The 13,845-nt window shown below is 63.8% G+C and carries 13 protein-coding genes; 1 reads left to right on the forward strand and 12 read right to left on the reverse strand.

Annotated elements, in window-relative coordinates; genetic code table 11:
- Nucleotides 1-2: 2 nt before the first annotated feature.
- From HZ992_RS17165 to HZ992_RS17210, 11 genes are all read right to left on the reverse strand, one after another.
- Nucleotides 3-596: a GspH/FimT family pseudopilin gene (locus tag HZ992_RS17165; RefSeq protein WP_209383041.1), complete on the reverse strand. Its 594-nt coding sequence runs from the start codon at nt 594-596 to the stop codon at nt 3-5.
- Entirely contained in the window at nt 584-1,057 is a 474-nt protein-coding gene (locus tag HZ992_RS17170) for a type IV pilin protein (protein WP_209383042.1), read from the reverse strand. Before HZ992_RS17170 ends, HZ992_RS17165 begins: the two co-directional genes overlap by 13 nt.
- Before the next feature lie 134 nt (nt 1,058-1,191).
- Nucleotides 1,192-2,349, reverse strand: coding sequence for a deoxyguanosinetriphosphate triphosphohydrolase (locus HZ992_RS17175; RefSeq protein ID WP_209383043.1), 1,158 nt, complete (start codon nt 2,347-2,349; stop codon nt 1,192-1,194).
- Nucleotides 2,346-3,440, reverse strand: a complete 1,095-nt coding sequence (gene aroB / locus HZ992_RS17180; RefSeq protein WP_245213079.1) for a 3-dehydroquinate synthase — start codon at nt 3,438-3,440, stop codon at nt 2,346-2,348. Before aroB ends, HZ992_RS17175 begins: the two co-directional genes overlap by 4 nt.
- Before the next feature lie 27 nt (nt 3,441-3,467).
- Nucleotides 3,468-4,046, reverse strand: a complete 579-nt coding sequence (locus HZ992_RS25825) for a shikimate kinase (protein WP_371816746.1) — start codon at nt 4,044-4,046, stop codon at nt 3,468-3,470.
- A 3-nt stretch (nt 4,047-4,049) separates the two neighbouring features.
- A complete protein-coding gene (locus HZ992_RS17185; RefSeq protein WP_209383044.1) occupies nt 4,050-5,690 on the reverse strand; it encodes a hypothetical protein in 1,641 nt (546 codons plus the stop codon).
- A gap of 44 nt (nt 5,691-5,734) precedes the next feature.
- Complete coding sequence (gene pilQ, locus HZ992_RS17190; RefSeq protein ID WP_209383045.1) at nt 5,735-7,855, reverse strand: type IV pilus secretin PilQ; 2,121 nt, start codon at nt 7,853-7,855, stop codon at nt 5,735-5,737.
- A 23-nt stretch (nt 7,856-7,878) separates the two neighbouring features.
- Entirely contained in the window at nt 7,879-8,424 is a 546-nt protein-coding gene (locus HZ992_RS17195; protein WP_209383046.1) for a pilus assembly protein PilP, read from the reverse strand.
- Entirely contained in the window at nt 8,421-9,122 is a 702-nt protein-coding gene (locus tag HZ992_RS17200; protein ID WP_209383047.1) for a type IV pilus inner membrane component PilO, read from the reverse strand. Before HZ992_RS17200 ends, HZ992_RS17195 begins: the two co-directional genes overlap by 4 nt.
- A 7-nt stretch (nt 9,123-9,129) precedes the next feature.
- On the reverse strand, nt 9,130-9,783 hold the full coding sequence (locus tag HZ992_RS17205; protein ID WP_209383048.1) for a PilN domain-containing protein: 654 nt from the start codon (nt 9,781-9,783) through the stop codon (nt 9,130-9,132).
- Complete coding sequence (locus tag HZ992_RS17210) at nt 9,780-10,859, reverse strand: pilus assembly protein PilM (protein ID WP_209383049.1); 1,080 nt, start codon at nt 10,857-10,859, stop codon at nt 9,780-9,782. Before HZ992_RS17210 ends, HZ992_RS17205 begins: the two co-directional genes overlap by 4 nt.
- A 268-nt stretch (nt 10,860-11,127) precedes the next feature.
- On the opposite strand from HZ992_RS17210, the gene HZ992_RS17215 reads away from it, so the two are divergent.
- A complete protein-coding gene (locus tag HZ992_RS17215) occupies nt 11,128-13,509 on the forward strand; it encodes a penicillin-binding protein 1A (protein WP_209383050.1) in 2,382 nt (793 codons plus the stop codon).
- Here the strand turns inward: HZ992_RS17215 and cyaY are convergent.
- Complete coding sequence (cyaY, locus tag HZ992_RS17220; RefSeq protein WP_209387214.1) at nt 13,499-13,840, reverse strand: iron donor protein CyaY; 342 nt, start codon at nt 13,838-13,840, stop codon at nt 13,499-13,501. The two genes, HZ992_RS17215 and cyaY, sit on opposite strands and share 11 nt — an antisense overlap.
- Nucleotides 13,841-13,845 lie beyond the last annotated feature (5 nt).

The raw sequence follows: 13,845 nt of genomic DNA on the forward strand, positions 1-13,845 counted from the left end.
CTCTAGCATCCTTCCGGAACCGTGGCCGAGAGGACCTTGTCCGGATCGCACATCCGCACACGTCCGCCCAGCGAGACGTCGATCCTCAATCGCCTCAAGTCAGGATTGGCTTCGGGTCGCCGAACGACATAGCTGGCCAGGCCCGCAACGCAGCCTTCGGCGGCGACGGTGATCTGCTGGCCCGCGGCGTTGAAGCAGATTGCAGCCGGTCCATTGATCAAGACGCCAGGTGCGACGTCGGACAGTGCGCCGCCCCGGATGAACTCCGGCACATCGGCCGCGAAGAGCGACAAGGTGCGTGCACCCCAGTTGCTGCCATTGGCTGCAGCAGCGGCCGCCAGCGAAGGTTCGGCGTTGGTGAGATAGAAGACGACGCTGCGATTGCGGCGGATAGCCTCGGCCTGCGCGAAGCGCGCTCCGTTCTGCAGCACCTCAGACACTGTGCGGATTCGAGTGTTGTTGATCCAGGTAGCGAAGTTCGGGGCCGCGAGGAAAACGAGGAAAACCATCAACGAGACAGTCACCATGAGTTCGACGACCGTGATCCCCCGTTGGTTGCTTGCCTTATGGCATTGAGCGCAAGTCAGGGGGGGCATGCGTCACCCTTCTTTGTGATCCAGCGCGTGACGCAGGACGTCCAGCCGGAGCCAGCCGGTGCTGCAGTGGTGCGCACATCAAGATTGTTGACGGTGAAGGTGAAGTTGTTCGTCACTCCACTGCCAGCTGCCTGCAATGTGTAGTTGCCCGCGTCGAGGAGGCCAATACATGTAACAACAAAATCACCGAACGTTCTCGTAGCCACGCCACGGGCGCACGGCGTGATGAACGGAGGGACGGTCGCATAGGTACGCTGGTCCTGGAAATGTCGCTCCATGTCGGCACGCATGGTCGACAGGCCATTTGTCGCGTCGACGAGGCGACCCCGGATGACGTAGTCGCGGTAGCTCGGATAGGAGATCGCGGCCAGGATGCCGATGATGGCCACAACCACCATGACTTCGATGAGGGTGAAGCCGCGCGACGGGCGGCGGATGCGCGGACGAGGCGAAACGGTCATCGGGCGGTACTCAAGGAGTCGGGGTGGCCAAATTATCGAGCAGCCCCCGTTCGCTGTGGCGGCCGCACATCGTGCGACGCCTGCCGTTCATCGGAAGCTTCGCCCAGACTGTGGCGGCTTGCGCGCCAAGGCCGTCAGCTGAGGCGTGCAGTCAGCGGCCCGGGCCCTAGCACCCGGGCGTGCTCTCGCAGCGCAAATCGGTCGGTCATGCCCGCGATGTAGTCCACCACAGCAGTCTCGAGCGGCATTCGTTCACGGTGTGCAGCCGGGAGTCCCTGTGGGCTGTCGAGGTAGGCCGCGAAGAGCTCGCTCACGACGCACTGCGCCGCCCGGGTGGTTTCCCAGACCCGGGGATGTCGATACAGTCGTTCGCGCAGCAGCTGTTGCACCACGATGAAGGAAGTTTCGGTCTCCGATCCCATTCCGACCATCGGCGGTAGCCTCCGAACGTCCTGCGGGTGTGCCGGTGCGTACCGCCTGATCGCGGCTTCTGTCGTGTCAACCGTGTCGTCCACCAGATAGGCAATGAGGCCACGCATCAGCGCATAGAGCAGTCGCCTGCCTGTCAACGTCGGAAACGAGGCGACGGCATCGCGGTGCAGTTGATCGAGCAACGGCACCTCGAGCAATTGCTCGTAGTCCAGCAATCCAGCTCGGACACCGTCATCGATGTCGTGTGCGTTGTAGGCAATGGCGTCGGCCAGATTGGCCAGTTGTGCTTCCAGGCTGGGCTGAGTGCGGTCGAGAAAGCGGCGGCCGACGCCCCCTGGCTCCTCGCGTTCGATCGCTTCGGCATGGCGCCGAGAGCAATGCTTGAGGATGCCCTCGCGGGTCTCGAAGCACAGGTTCAGGCCGTCGTGCTCCGGATAGCGCTCCTCGAGCACATCGACGACGCGCAGGCTCTGATAGTTGTGCTCGAATCCGCCCGCATCAGGTGCCGCTGCGCGATAGGCCGCATCGAGCGCCTCCTGGCCCGCATGGCCGAAAGGCGTGTGCCCGAGATCATGTGCGAGGGCGATCGCCTCGCACAGGTCTTCGTGCAGGCGCAGGCGCCGCGCGATCGAGCGGGCGAGCTGGGCGACCTCCAGCGAGTGCGTCATGCGCGTCCTGAAGAGATCGCCTTCGTGGTTCAGGAAGACCTGCGTCTTGTAGACCAGGCGGCGAAACGCCGTGCTGTGAACGATTCGATCCCGATCGCGCTGGAACTCGCAGCGATGGGCATCCGGGAGGAGCGGGTGCCGGCGCCCGCGCGAGCGCATCGGATCGCTCGCGTAGGGCGCCCTCTCGCTCATGCGACGAGTGCCGCGATCACTTCGCCCACCAGGGCATCTGGCGCCGCACGCACGCCCGCGCGCCCTGGCGACTCGATCACTACGAAGCGGATTTCGCCGCCCTCGGCCTTCTTGTCCAGTCGCATCAGCTCGAGCCAGCGAGACACTCCGAGATCGGGCGCACGCACCGGCAGACCGACACGCCCCACGACATCGCGGATGCGCTTCGCATAGACCGCGTCGATCAGGCCGAGCCGGCGCGACAGTTCGGCCGCCATCACCATGCCGCAGCCGACTGCCTCGCCGTGGAGCCACGAGCCGAAGCCAAGGCCGGCTTCGATGGCGTGGCCGAAGGTGTGGCCGAAGTTCAGGATGGCACGCAGGCCGGATTCGCGCTCGTCCTGCGCCACCACGTGGGCCTTGATCTCGCACGAACGCTTCACGGCGTGGGCCAGTGCTGCTGGATCGAGCGCTACCAAGGCATCGACATGCGCCTCGATCCAGAGGAAGAACGCCTCGTCTGCGATCGGGCCGTACTTGATCACCTCGGCGAGGCCCGCGGCGATCTCGCGTTGCGGCAAGGTCTTCAGTGTCTGCAAGTCGGCGATCACTCGCACCGGCTGGTAGAAGGCGCCGATCATGTTCTTGCCGAGCGGATGGTTGATCGCAGTCTTGCCACCCACCGACGAGTCCACCTGGGCGAGCAGCGTGGTGGGCACCTGGACGAAGGGTACGCCGCGCATGTAGCTCGCGGCAGCGAAGCCTGTCATGTCGCCGACCACGCCGCCGCCGAGCGCGAAGAGCACCGTCTTGCGATCGCAACCCGCGCCGAGCAAGGCATCGAAAATCTGATTGAGCGTGGCCCAATCCTTGTGGGCCTCGCCGTCGGGTAACTCGACGAGGTGGACGCGGCGGTATCGTGCCGCGAGTGCGGCCTTGAGCGCTGGCGCGTACAACGGGGCGACCGTCGAGTTCGTGACGATCATGGCATCCGTCGCGCGCGGCAGCCCTTCGTAGCTCGAAGGTACGCGGAGCAGGTCGTTGCCGATCAGGATGTCGTAGCTGCGGCTTTCCAGTTCGATGGGAACGATTGCGGTCTGCGTTTGACTCATTCCGTGAGTCTACGTCCCTCTAACTGGCTATTCCGTTTCAGGGCCGCGCAGGGGATCCACGGGGGAATGAACGAGATTGGGCTCGACAATGCCCGCGAGTTCCAACTGCATCAGGATCATGTTCACTAGTGTGTTCACCGAAGGTCGCCCGGTCTCTATGACAAAGTGGCTGCATTCCCTGTAGAGCGGATCGCGCTCAGCGTAGAGATTGCGGAGCCGAGTCAGCGGGTCGGCCACCTGGAGCAGCGGTCTGTGGGTGTCGTGCCGAAGCCTGCGATGCAGTTCCTCTGGCGTGGACCGGAGGTAAACCACCGTACAGCGGCTGTGCAATGCGAGTCGGTTCGCCTCACGCAAACAAGCGCCGCCGCCCGTGGCGATGACCCGGGAGCCCGTCTGGGACGTGAGTTCCTGGATCACCAACTGCTCAAGATCGCGGAATCTGTCCTCACCCTCACGTTCAAAGTAGCCGCGAATCGATTCTCCGATTCGCTTCTCGATCAAGGTGTCCGAGTCAACGAATCCCCAACCAAGCCGACGCGCTAAGTGTCTACCGACAGTGGATTTCCCACCGCCGGGCATGCCGGTCAGGGCGATAGGGAGTGGCAAACCTTAGTTCGGATTCGTACAGCTAGTGGAGACACCATACGGACTCACCGCGTAAGCCGGAGGCACATCCCTGTTCTTGATGGAAGCGGCATCAACTGGCACCGGAGCCAGTGTGTACACAGCACGCCCTTCGGTGCCCGAGATGCCTGACGCCGAAACGGTGATAACCGCATCGACCCAACTGCCGTGATCCTGGTTATACGTAACCTCGAGGATGACACTGCCCGTGGCATCCGTCTTGCTCGAAAGCAGCCTGACACTGACATCAGCCTTTCTCGGCTCCAGCGTTCCATTGCTGTTGAAGTCTTCGCCGCTTTCGAGAACACCATTGCGGTTTGTATCCTCATTGACGCAGACGGTATCGCTGACCTTGCCCCAGGCTGTGGTGCCGAGAGCGTAAGCCCCCTTGCGATAGCGTGGCAGATCGATGGAGGCGACGATATCAACGTCTGGCGTGACGGCGCCGGAAGAGTCCACTACCACCACGTTGAACTGCTTCGTGTAGGTCAGTCTGCCTACGAGAATCTCAGCGTTCGTTCCGATCGTGACGCTCAGCGGTTCCGAAGTCACGGTCAGGGTCTGTGTTGCATTCGTCGTGCAGTTCAACAGGTTCGGATCCGAGTCGCTCACACCGTAGCAGGCTCGAACCGTCACGCCGTTGGTGGGGCTGGATCTCGTACCTGGCACGTAGGCCGTCGTTACGATGCCGTTGGCGTCGCTATACAGGGTCTGCGTACCGCTCCCCGCCGTGAACGTACCGCCGATGTTCTGAGGGTCGCCATTGAGGTCGAAGCGTACACGCACGTTGGGAACTGGCACGTTCCCAGTGCCAAGGAACAGCGCGCGAATTTCCGACCGATTGGAACTGCTGTTGGGCAGATTAACCGCAACGACACTCGGATTGGCCGAAATTGAAGCGGATGCAATAGGCACGCTCACGCCCGGTACCGTGCTGGTAGCTTGGACTTGCACGGTCTGGATGTCAGAGACGCCGGCGATGTTTGCGTTCACCTGGAACGACCCCGCCGCCGCCGGCGCAGTGTAGTTGTAGACGAAATCTCCATTCGTCCCGGTCGTTCCGGTGACTTGCGGCGGCGTCAGGCCGGCAGCCGTGATCTGCACCGTCTCGCCGACCATCGGGCTACCGGATTGGTCAACGACGCGGTACTGCACGTTTCCGGCGGCTGACGGCGCGATCACCGCCGGCGCGAGAACGCTGCTGATCTTGGTTCCCACCACCTGCACCGTGGCGGTCTTGCTGACCGAACCTGAGACAGCGGACACCGTGATGACACGGTTGGACCGATTGCTCCCGATCGAGAGCGTGGAAGTCAGCGTGCCATCGGTTCCTGTCGAGGTCGACGTCGACGAGACAATAGCATCGGAGTCTGCGCTTATGGTCACTGGGACACTGGCCAGCGTGTTGCGGCTAGCGTCGATGGCTGTTGCCGTAACGGTGATCGTCGAGGAACCCGTGTTGGCAAGTTGCGTGGCACTCAGGGTGAGCACCAAGTCGGCGACGCTTGAAGTGCCCCCACCGCCGGTTCCCGGAGTGAATGGGGAGTCCCCTGCCCCGCTACTGCCGCCGCACGAAGCCAGCAGGAACGCGCACATCAGAACCCAGATTGCATTGACCAGCTTCATCACTCGGACTCGCTCTCTTGCAAAGTTATTTCGACAGGCGCCGCTTACGGCGCTGTGGCGCGCTCCGTCACGACCTTGGGCGTGAGGAAGATCAGCAGTTCAGTACGCTGCGACGACTTGGTGGTGGTCTTGAACAGGTTGCCCAGAACCGGCACGTCACCCAGGAACGGGACCTTGGTGATGTCGGTGCGGTCGGTCTGTTCGAAGATGCCGCCGATGACGACTGTGCCGCCGTTCTCGACCAGCACCTGCGTCTTGACGTGCTTGGTGTCGATCGCGAAACCTGCAGCAGTGGCCTGCCCGACGCTGTCCTTGTTGACGTCGACGTCCAGCATGACGCTGCCTTCCGGCGTGATCTGCGGCGTGACTTCCAGCTTCAGGTTGGCCTTGCGGAACTGCAGCGCCGTCGCTCCACTGGACGTAGCGGTCTGATACGGCAGTTCCGTGCCCTGCTCGATCAGCGCCTTCTGCTGGTCGGCCGTCACGACACGCGGGCTGGAGACGACCTTCCCCTTGCCATCGGCCTCCAATGCTGAAATCTCCAGGTTCAGGAACCGGTTCGACGAAGCACCGAAGAGAGACAGCGCGAACGAAGCCGGGTTGTAGCCGCCTTGTCCGACAGCCGGCAGCGTCACGAACGATGTGTCGCTGAAGTTAAGCGTATCGGTCTGCAGGGTCTGCCCGGCCACGGCGTTCATGTTGCCGCCGACAGTCACACGCGTATCGCCCGACACCGTGTAGCCGGGCAATCCACCGCGCTGACCGCGCAGATCCAGCGCGCCGAGCTTCACGCCGAGCGAGCTGCCGAATTTGTCGTCCGCGATGACGATGCGCGCTTCGATCAGAACCTGCCGCACGGGCACGTCGATCTTGCTGATCATCATCTGCACTTCTTCGAGCTTCGAGGGCGTGTCGCTCACGAACAGTTGATTGGTTCGCGTTTCGAATATCACGCTACCCCGCGGCGAGAGGATCTTGGTCGCGTTACTGCCGCCGCCGCCCTGGCCGCTCAAGCCTTTGGCCAGTTCTTCGGCCTTGGCGTAGTTGAGCTGGAACGACTGCGTGCGAACCGGTTCCAGCGCGGAGATCTGCGCCTTCGATTCCAGGTCGACCTTCTCCTTGGCCGCCAGCTCGTCCTTGGGCGCGATCCAGATCACGTTGCCCGACTTGCGCAGGCCCAGTCCCTTGGCCTGCAGGATGATGTCGAGCGCCTGGTCCCAGGGCACGTCCTTCAGGCGCAGCGTCACGTTGCCGGTCACCGTGTCGCTGGTCACCACGTTGAAGTTGGTGAAGTCGGCGATCACCTGCAGCAAGGCGCGGACTTCGATGTTCTGGAAGTTCAGCGAGAGCTTCTCGCCGGCGTAACCCGGACCTTGCGTGAGCTTGTTCGGATCGACCTTCTGGGGTCGCACTTCAAGCACGAACTGGTTGTCGCTCTGGTAGGCGCTGTGCTCCCAGTTGCCCTTCGGATTGACCGTCATGCGAACCCGGTCACCCTGCTGCGCGGTGGTGATGGATTGCACCGGTGTGCCGAAGTCCGTCACGTCCAGGCGGCGACGAAGATTCTCGGGCAGCGTCGAGCGAAGGAACTCGACGATCAGGCTTTGGCCTTGCTGGCGGATGTCGACGCCGACCTGGTTGTTGGCCAGCTCGACAACCACTCGCCCGGCGCCGTCGTTACCGCGGCGGAAATCGACGTCCTTGAGTGCCAGCTGGTCCTTGTTCAGGCTCTCGGCGAAGCGCACCGGTTCGGGTGACGCGGCCTGGGCCACGGCGGATGTGCCGGTCGGCTCGAGCACGAGCAGCAGTGTCTTGCCCTGCAACTGGGCCTTGTAGCTGGACGCCTGCTTGAGATTGAGAACCAGCCGCGTGCGCTCGCCCGCCTGCGCCACGTTGACGCTGCGCAGATTGCCCTGGTTGACCTCGACCGATGACCGCCCGAGCGCGTTGGTCACGCCCGGTAGGTCGATGGCGATGCGGGGCGGCGTCTGGATCGTGAATCCGGCGGGAACAGCGGCCAGCGGCTCGCTCAGTTCGATCCGGACCACCTCGGCAGTACCTTGCTGCGTGCTGTTGATCGACTGGATGGCGTTTTGGGCCCAACCCGCCAACGGCGCGCCGATGCCCAACACGAGTGCCAGTGCGCGAACGCGCCACATGCTCATGATCCGATTCTCCTGGTTGCTCTTCATCGCGCCTTCTCCTGGAGTTGGAGGGCGCTGGCGCGCTCGATCCACTCGCCTGCCGCGTCCTGGACGATCTCCCGGAGCGTCACGTCAGTCTCCGAGATCTTGGTGATCTTTCCGTAGTTCTGGCCGAGGTAGTCGCCCTGCTTGACCTGATAAAGCAGGTTGTCCACCCGCAGCAGGGCATATGGCCGCCCGGAGCGGTTCACGCTGCCGACCATGCGCATGCTGTCGAGCGGGTAAGCCTCGAGCGGCTCCTTGCGGCGGTTGATCTCCGCGGCGAGCAGCGAATTGGGCTGCCGGGCTTCCTGCTTGAGGGCGACCGTGAGCTTCTGGGCACTGAACGGCTCGACTCCGTTGAGGGCGACATACGCCTGCGGCGAAAACTTCTTGGGTGGTGTGAGCGGCGTCACGTTGGGCTTGACCTCGCGGCGCTGCTGCTCCATCCACTGGCTCAGCTCTTCTTGCTCGGCGCCGCAGCCGACGAGCGTGGCCAGGGCGATCACCGCCATTGCGGGCCGCACGATCCCGAGATTCACTGCCTTCATTTCTTGGCCCCCGCTGCGCCGGCCTTGGCCGCAGCCTTGGCCTTCTCAGCCTTCTGGCTCTCGACCTCGGACGGATCGAGGTAGCGGTAGGTGCGCGCCGTCGCTTCCATGCCAAGTGTTCCATCCGTTCGATTGACTGAAGCGATGTTGAGGTTGTGCAGCGTCACGATGCGCGACAGGTTCGAAATGTCTGCAGCAAAAGCCCCGATATCGTGATACCGCCCAGAGACCTTGATGGAGATCGGCAACTCCGCGTAGTAGTCCTTCACCACCACGCTGCCAGGGCGGAAGAGTTCGAATTGCAGCCCACGCCCGATACCGGCCTGATTGATGTCGGAGAGCAATGCATCCATCTCCGCCTTGCCCGGCAACTGCTTCTCGAGTTGGGTCACGTATTCCTCGACCTGCAGCTTCTGCTTGCGCAGTTCACCCAGGTTGACTGCCTGACCCAGCTTGCCGCGGTAGTCGGTCTTGAGAGCGGTCTCCTTGGTGCGCTCCGCCTCCAGCGCGTCGTGCGCGTCAGTCAGGAGCAGGAACCAGCCTAGCACCACCATCGCCAGCGCCAGACCCGTCCAGGTCATCAGCTTGGGCAACATCGGCCATTGGCCGGGCTCGTTCGGGTTCAGTCCTCGGAACTGCGACGCCGCGCCCTCGAAAACCGAGTTCAGATCGACGTTCATGCCTCGCTTGGTTGCCATGACGTCCTCACACCTTCTTTGCTACTGCAGCCGGGATCGACGCGGCGGCCGCCGGAGCCGCAACCGGCGCCGACGCGGCGGCGGGTGCCGATGCGGTGTCCTGCGGACGCTTCACGTTCAGGCGCATCGAGAACTCGAACAGTTGACGCTGCTCGCGGTTCGCGCCCTGCGCCGTGGTCGACTTGCTCTCGACCAACTCGGGCTTGATCAGCCACTCCGAGCTGTAGGCCGTGTTGCGCAGCAGTTCGGAGATTCGCTCCTGGGTCTGCGCGATGCCCGCCACCGTCAGCGCCTGTCCGTCCTGCTTGATCGTCTTGAAGTAGATGCCTTCGGGCGTCTGCTTGACCAGTTCGTTGAGAAGGTGGACGGGCACGTTGCGATCAAGCTGAAGGTCTTCAACCGCCTTCTGGCGCGCCTTCAGGGACTCGATCTCGGCGCGCAGCGTCGCGATGTCCTTGATCTGGACCTCGAGCTTCTTGATCTCGGCGGTGAGGAACTCGTTGCGCTGCTGCTGCACCGAGGTGAGCTGCTGCACCACGAGGTACCACACGCCCACGACCGCCAATCCGGCTGCCGCAGCGACGCCGAGGCCGGCGAAGAACGCGACCTTCCTGCGCTGGCGCCTTTCTTCCCGGTGGGGAAGCAGGTTGATCAGAATCACTGCAGGAACCTCCGCATCGCCAGGCCGCAGGCGGTCAGGTAGGACGGCGCCTCGCGGCGCAGCTTGCTTTCACGCACCGCGGAACCCAACTTCATGTTCTCGAACGGGTTCACCACCATCGAGGCGAAGCCGGTGAGTTCGGTGACACGGTCCTTCAGCCCCGGCAAGGTGGCCGTGCCACCGGCCAACATCACGTAGTGGACCTTGTGATGTGGCGTGCTGGTGAAGAAGTACTGCAGCGCGCGCCCGATTTCCTGCGACAGGCTGTCGACGAACGGCGCGAGCAAGGTGCTCTCGTAGTCTTCCGGCAGGTCGGCGGCGAGCTTTTTCTGCTCGGCCTCCTCGAACGAGAAGCCGTACTGGCGCGAGATCAGCTGGGTGAGCTGGGAGCCGCCGAACGCCTGGTCGCGGTCGTAGAGCATCTCGTCGTCGCGCAGCACCTTCAGGCTGGTCGTATCGGCGCCGATCTCGAACAGGGCCACGAGCGCATCCTTGCCCTCGCTGGGCAGGCCAGCCACCACACGGCTCATGGCCAGCCGGGAGGCGTGCGATTCGATGTCGAGCACGGTCGGTTTCAGGCCCGCGGCTTCGGCCAGGCCTTGACGGTCCTGCACCCGGTCCTTGCGCGACGCAGCGATCAACACCTCGACGTCTCCGACGGAGGTGGGGCTGGGACCGATCACGCAGAAGTCCAGGCTCACTTCATCCAGTGAGAACGGGATGTACTGATTGGCCTCGGACTCGACCTGAAGTTCGAGCTCTTCTTCACGAAGACCCGCCGGCAGCATGATCTTCTTGGTGATCACGGCCGACTGCGGCATGGCCATCACCACTTGGCGAGTCTTGGTGCCACTCTTGGCCACCACCCGTTTGACGGCTTCCGCGACCTCATCGAACTTCTCAATCTGGCCGTCGGTGATCCAGCCCTTCTCGAAGCTCTCGGCGGCAAACCGCTCGAGCACGTATTCGCCGTTTGCGGTCTGGCCGAGCTCCACCAATTTCACGCTGGACGAACTGATGTCCAACCCGATCATCGGCGAGTGCTTTCGGCCCAGCAAGGTGTCAAGGAAGCTCACGACGCCTTTCCCCCCAGCGCTGCAAACGACGCGCCGGACTGTTAATAAGTTACTTCAATGCTAGCAGTAAAGCCTTTGAGCAACAAAGAAAAATGCCCCGCGCAACCCCTCCGCTCGTTGCAAAACTCACACGAGGCGCACCGCCTTTGTAAGGGTGTCTCAAGTCTGCCCTTCTGCCTTATCGGCAGCTTCCGTCCGGACCTTCGTTCCGTGACAAATTGATGCATGCGGTGCTTTCTATAATGAGTTTCGGCTTCGACGGAGATCCATGACCGATTCAGAGCGCCCTGCCGAGGGTGCCCCAGTTTCCCGAGGCTCCGGCGCCTCCGCCCTGCCAGCTTGGGCAGCGTGGCCCGTGAAGGCCCTGCTGGCCCTGGCCGGGCTCACTGCGGCTGCGGTGGCTTCCGTGCTGATCCTGGTGGCGATTGCGCTGGCCGTCGCCTATCCCAACCTGCCGGAGATCAGTGGTCTGACCGACTACCGTCCGAAGCTGCCGATGCGCATCTTCTCGGCCGACGAGGTGCTGCTCGGCGAATTCGGCGAGGAGCGGAGAAGCTTTGCGCCGATCGCGGAGATTCCGAAGGTGATGCAGCAAGCCGTGCTTGCCATCGAGGACGCGCGCTTCTACGAGCACAGCGGCGTCGACTACAAGGGCGTGCTGCGCGCCGGCCTGGCCCACCTGAGCGAGTCGCGAAGTCAGGGTGCCTCGACCATCACCATGCAGGTGGCGCGCAACTTCTACCTGTCCACCGAGAAGACCTTCACCCGCAAGATCTACGAGGTGCTGCTGGCACTGAAGATCGAGAGCCTGCTCAGCAAGGAGCAGATCCTCGAGGTCTACATGAACCAGATCTTCCTCGGACAGCGGGCCTACGGCTTCGCCGCCGCCAGCGAGATCTACTTCGGCAAGCCGCTGAAGGACCTGTCGATCGCCGAGGCGGCCATGCTCGCCGGGCTGCCGAAGGCGCCTTCGGCCTACAACCCAATCGTCAACCCGAAGCGGGCCACCGAGCGGCAGCAGTACATCATCGACCGCATGCTGGAGAACGGCTTCATCACCGCCGAACAGCACGATGCCGCCAAGGCCGAGACGCTGCGCTACCGCACCCAGAGCGAAGTCGCAGTGCATGCCGAGCACGTGGCCGAGGTCGCGCGCCAGCTGATCTTCAGCCAGTACGGCGCCGATGCCTACACCCGCGGCCTGAACGTCTACCTGACCCTCGGTTCGACCGAGCAGATGGTGGCCTACCGCGCCCTGCGCAAGGGCATCATGGATTTCGAGCGGCGCCAGGTCTATCGCGGGCCGGAGGCTTACGTCGATCTGCCAGCGAACCCGAAGGACCTGGACGCGCGCGTCGCCGAGGCGCTGCAGGACCACCCGGACAACGACGAATTGAAGGCTGCCGTCGCCCTCGAGGCCAGCCCGAAGAAGGTGGTGGCGGCGCTGCAGTCAGGCGAAACGGTCACCATGACGGGCGATGGCCTGAAGCCCGCCACCTCGGGGCTGGCAGAAAAGGGCAACCCGAAAACGGCCATCCGGCGCGGCGCGGTGATCCGCGTCATCCGCGGCCCCAAGGGCGACTGGAGCATCACGCAGCAACCCGAGGTGGAAGGTGCCTTTGTCGCGCTCGATCCGCGCAGCGGCGCGATCCGCGCGATGGTCGGCGGCTTCGACTTCTCCAAGAGCAGCTTCAACCACGTCACGCAGGCCTGGCGCCAGCCGGGTTCGAGCTTCAAGCCGTTCATCTACTCCGCCTCGCTCGAGAAGGGCTTCACGCCGGCGACGGTGATCAACGACGCGCCGCTGTTCTTCGACGCTGACGTGACCGGCAGCCAGCCCTGGGAGCCGAAGAACTACGACGGCCAGTTCGACGGTCCGATGTCGATGCGCCGCGGCCTGGCGAAGTCCAAGAACATGATCTCGATCCGCATCCTGCAGGCCATCACGCCGCAGTTCGCGCAGGACTGGGTCACGCGCTTCGGCTTCGAGGCCGAGAAGCACCCGGCTTTCCTGACGATGGCGCTCGGCGCCGGTGCGGTGACGCCGCTGCAGATGGCCACCGCCTATGGCGTGTTCGCCAACGGCGGCTACCGCGTCAGCCCGATGCTGATCAGCCGCATCACCGACAGCAAGGGCCGCGTTCTCAACGAGCCCAAACCCGCGCTGCTGGACGAGTCGGCACGCACGCTGGAAGCACGCAACGCATTCGTCATGACCAGCCTGCTGCAGGAAGTGACGCGATCGGGCACGGCAGCCAGCGCGCAGGCCCGCCTCAAGCGGCCCGACATCTACGGCAAGACCGGCACCACCAACGACTCGAACGACGCCTGGTTCGCCGGCTGGCAGAAAGAAGTGGTCGCAGTCGTCTGGATGGGCTACGACACGCCGCGCAAACTGGGTGACCGCGAAACCGGCGGCGGCCTGTCGCTGCCGGTGTGGATCGACTACATGAGCGTGGCGCTCAAGGGAGTGCCGGTGTCCGAGCCCGCCGCACCGCCGGGCGTGGTGAACGTGGGCGGCGAGTGGTACTACAACGAGTATGCCAACGGCAGCGGGGTCAACAGCCTGGGCCTCGAGGAGCCGGCCGCGACCACCGAGCCGCCGGTCGAGGAAGAGCGCAAGGGCATCCTCGACCTGTTCAAGCGCTGACGGCCGGCTCGAAGCGCAGCGGCCGGCCGGCCTGCTCGCTCGCGCAGGCCGACAGGGCCTCGAAGAACTCGCGGCCGTCGCGCGTATCGCGCCAGGCACCCTTCGCGTACTTGTAGTGGAAGCCGCCTTGGCGTGCCGCCAGCCACATCTCGTGCAGCGGCGGCTGCGTGTTGATCACGATCTTGCTGCCGTTGGGGAAGCCGAGCTCGAGCAGACCCCCGGTACGGTGCGTGTCGATGTCGACGACATCATCCTGCAACCATTGGTCGACCGTGGATTCGATGCGGGCGAGCATCGACGCGGTGATCGAATGGAACTCGGTGTCGTTCAGGGGCG

The sequence above is a fragment of the Rhizobacter sp. AJA081-3 genome (assembly GCF_017795745.1).
Classification (GTDB): domain Bacteria; phylum Pseudomonadota; class Gammaproteobacteria; order Burkholderiales; family Burkholderiaceae_C; genus Piscinibacter.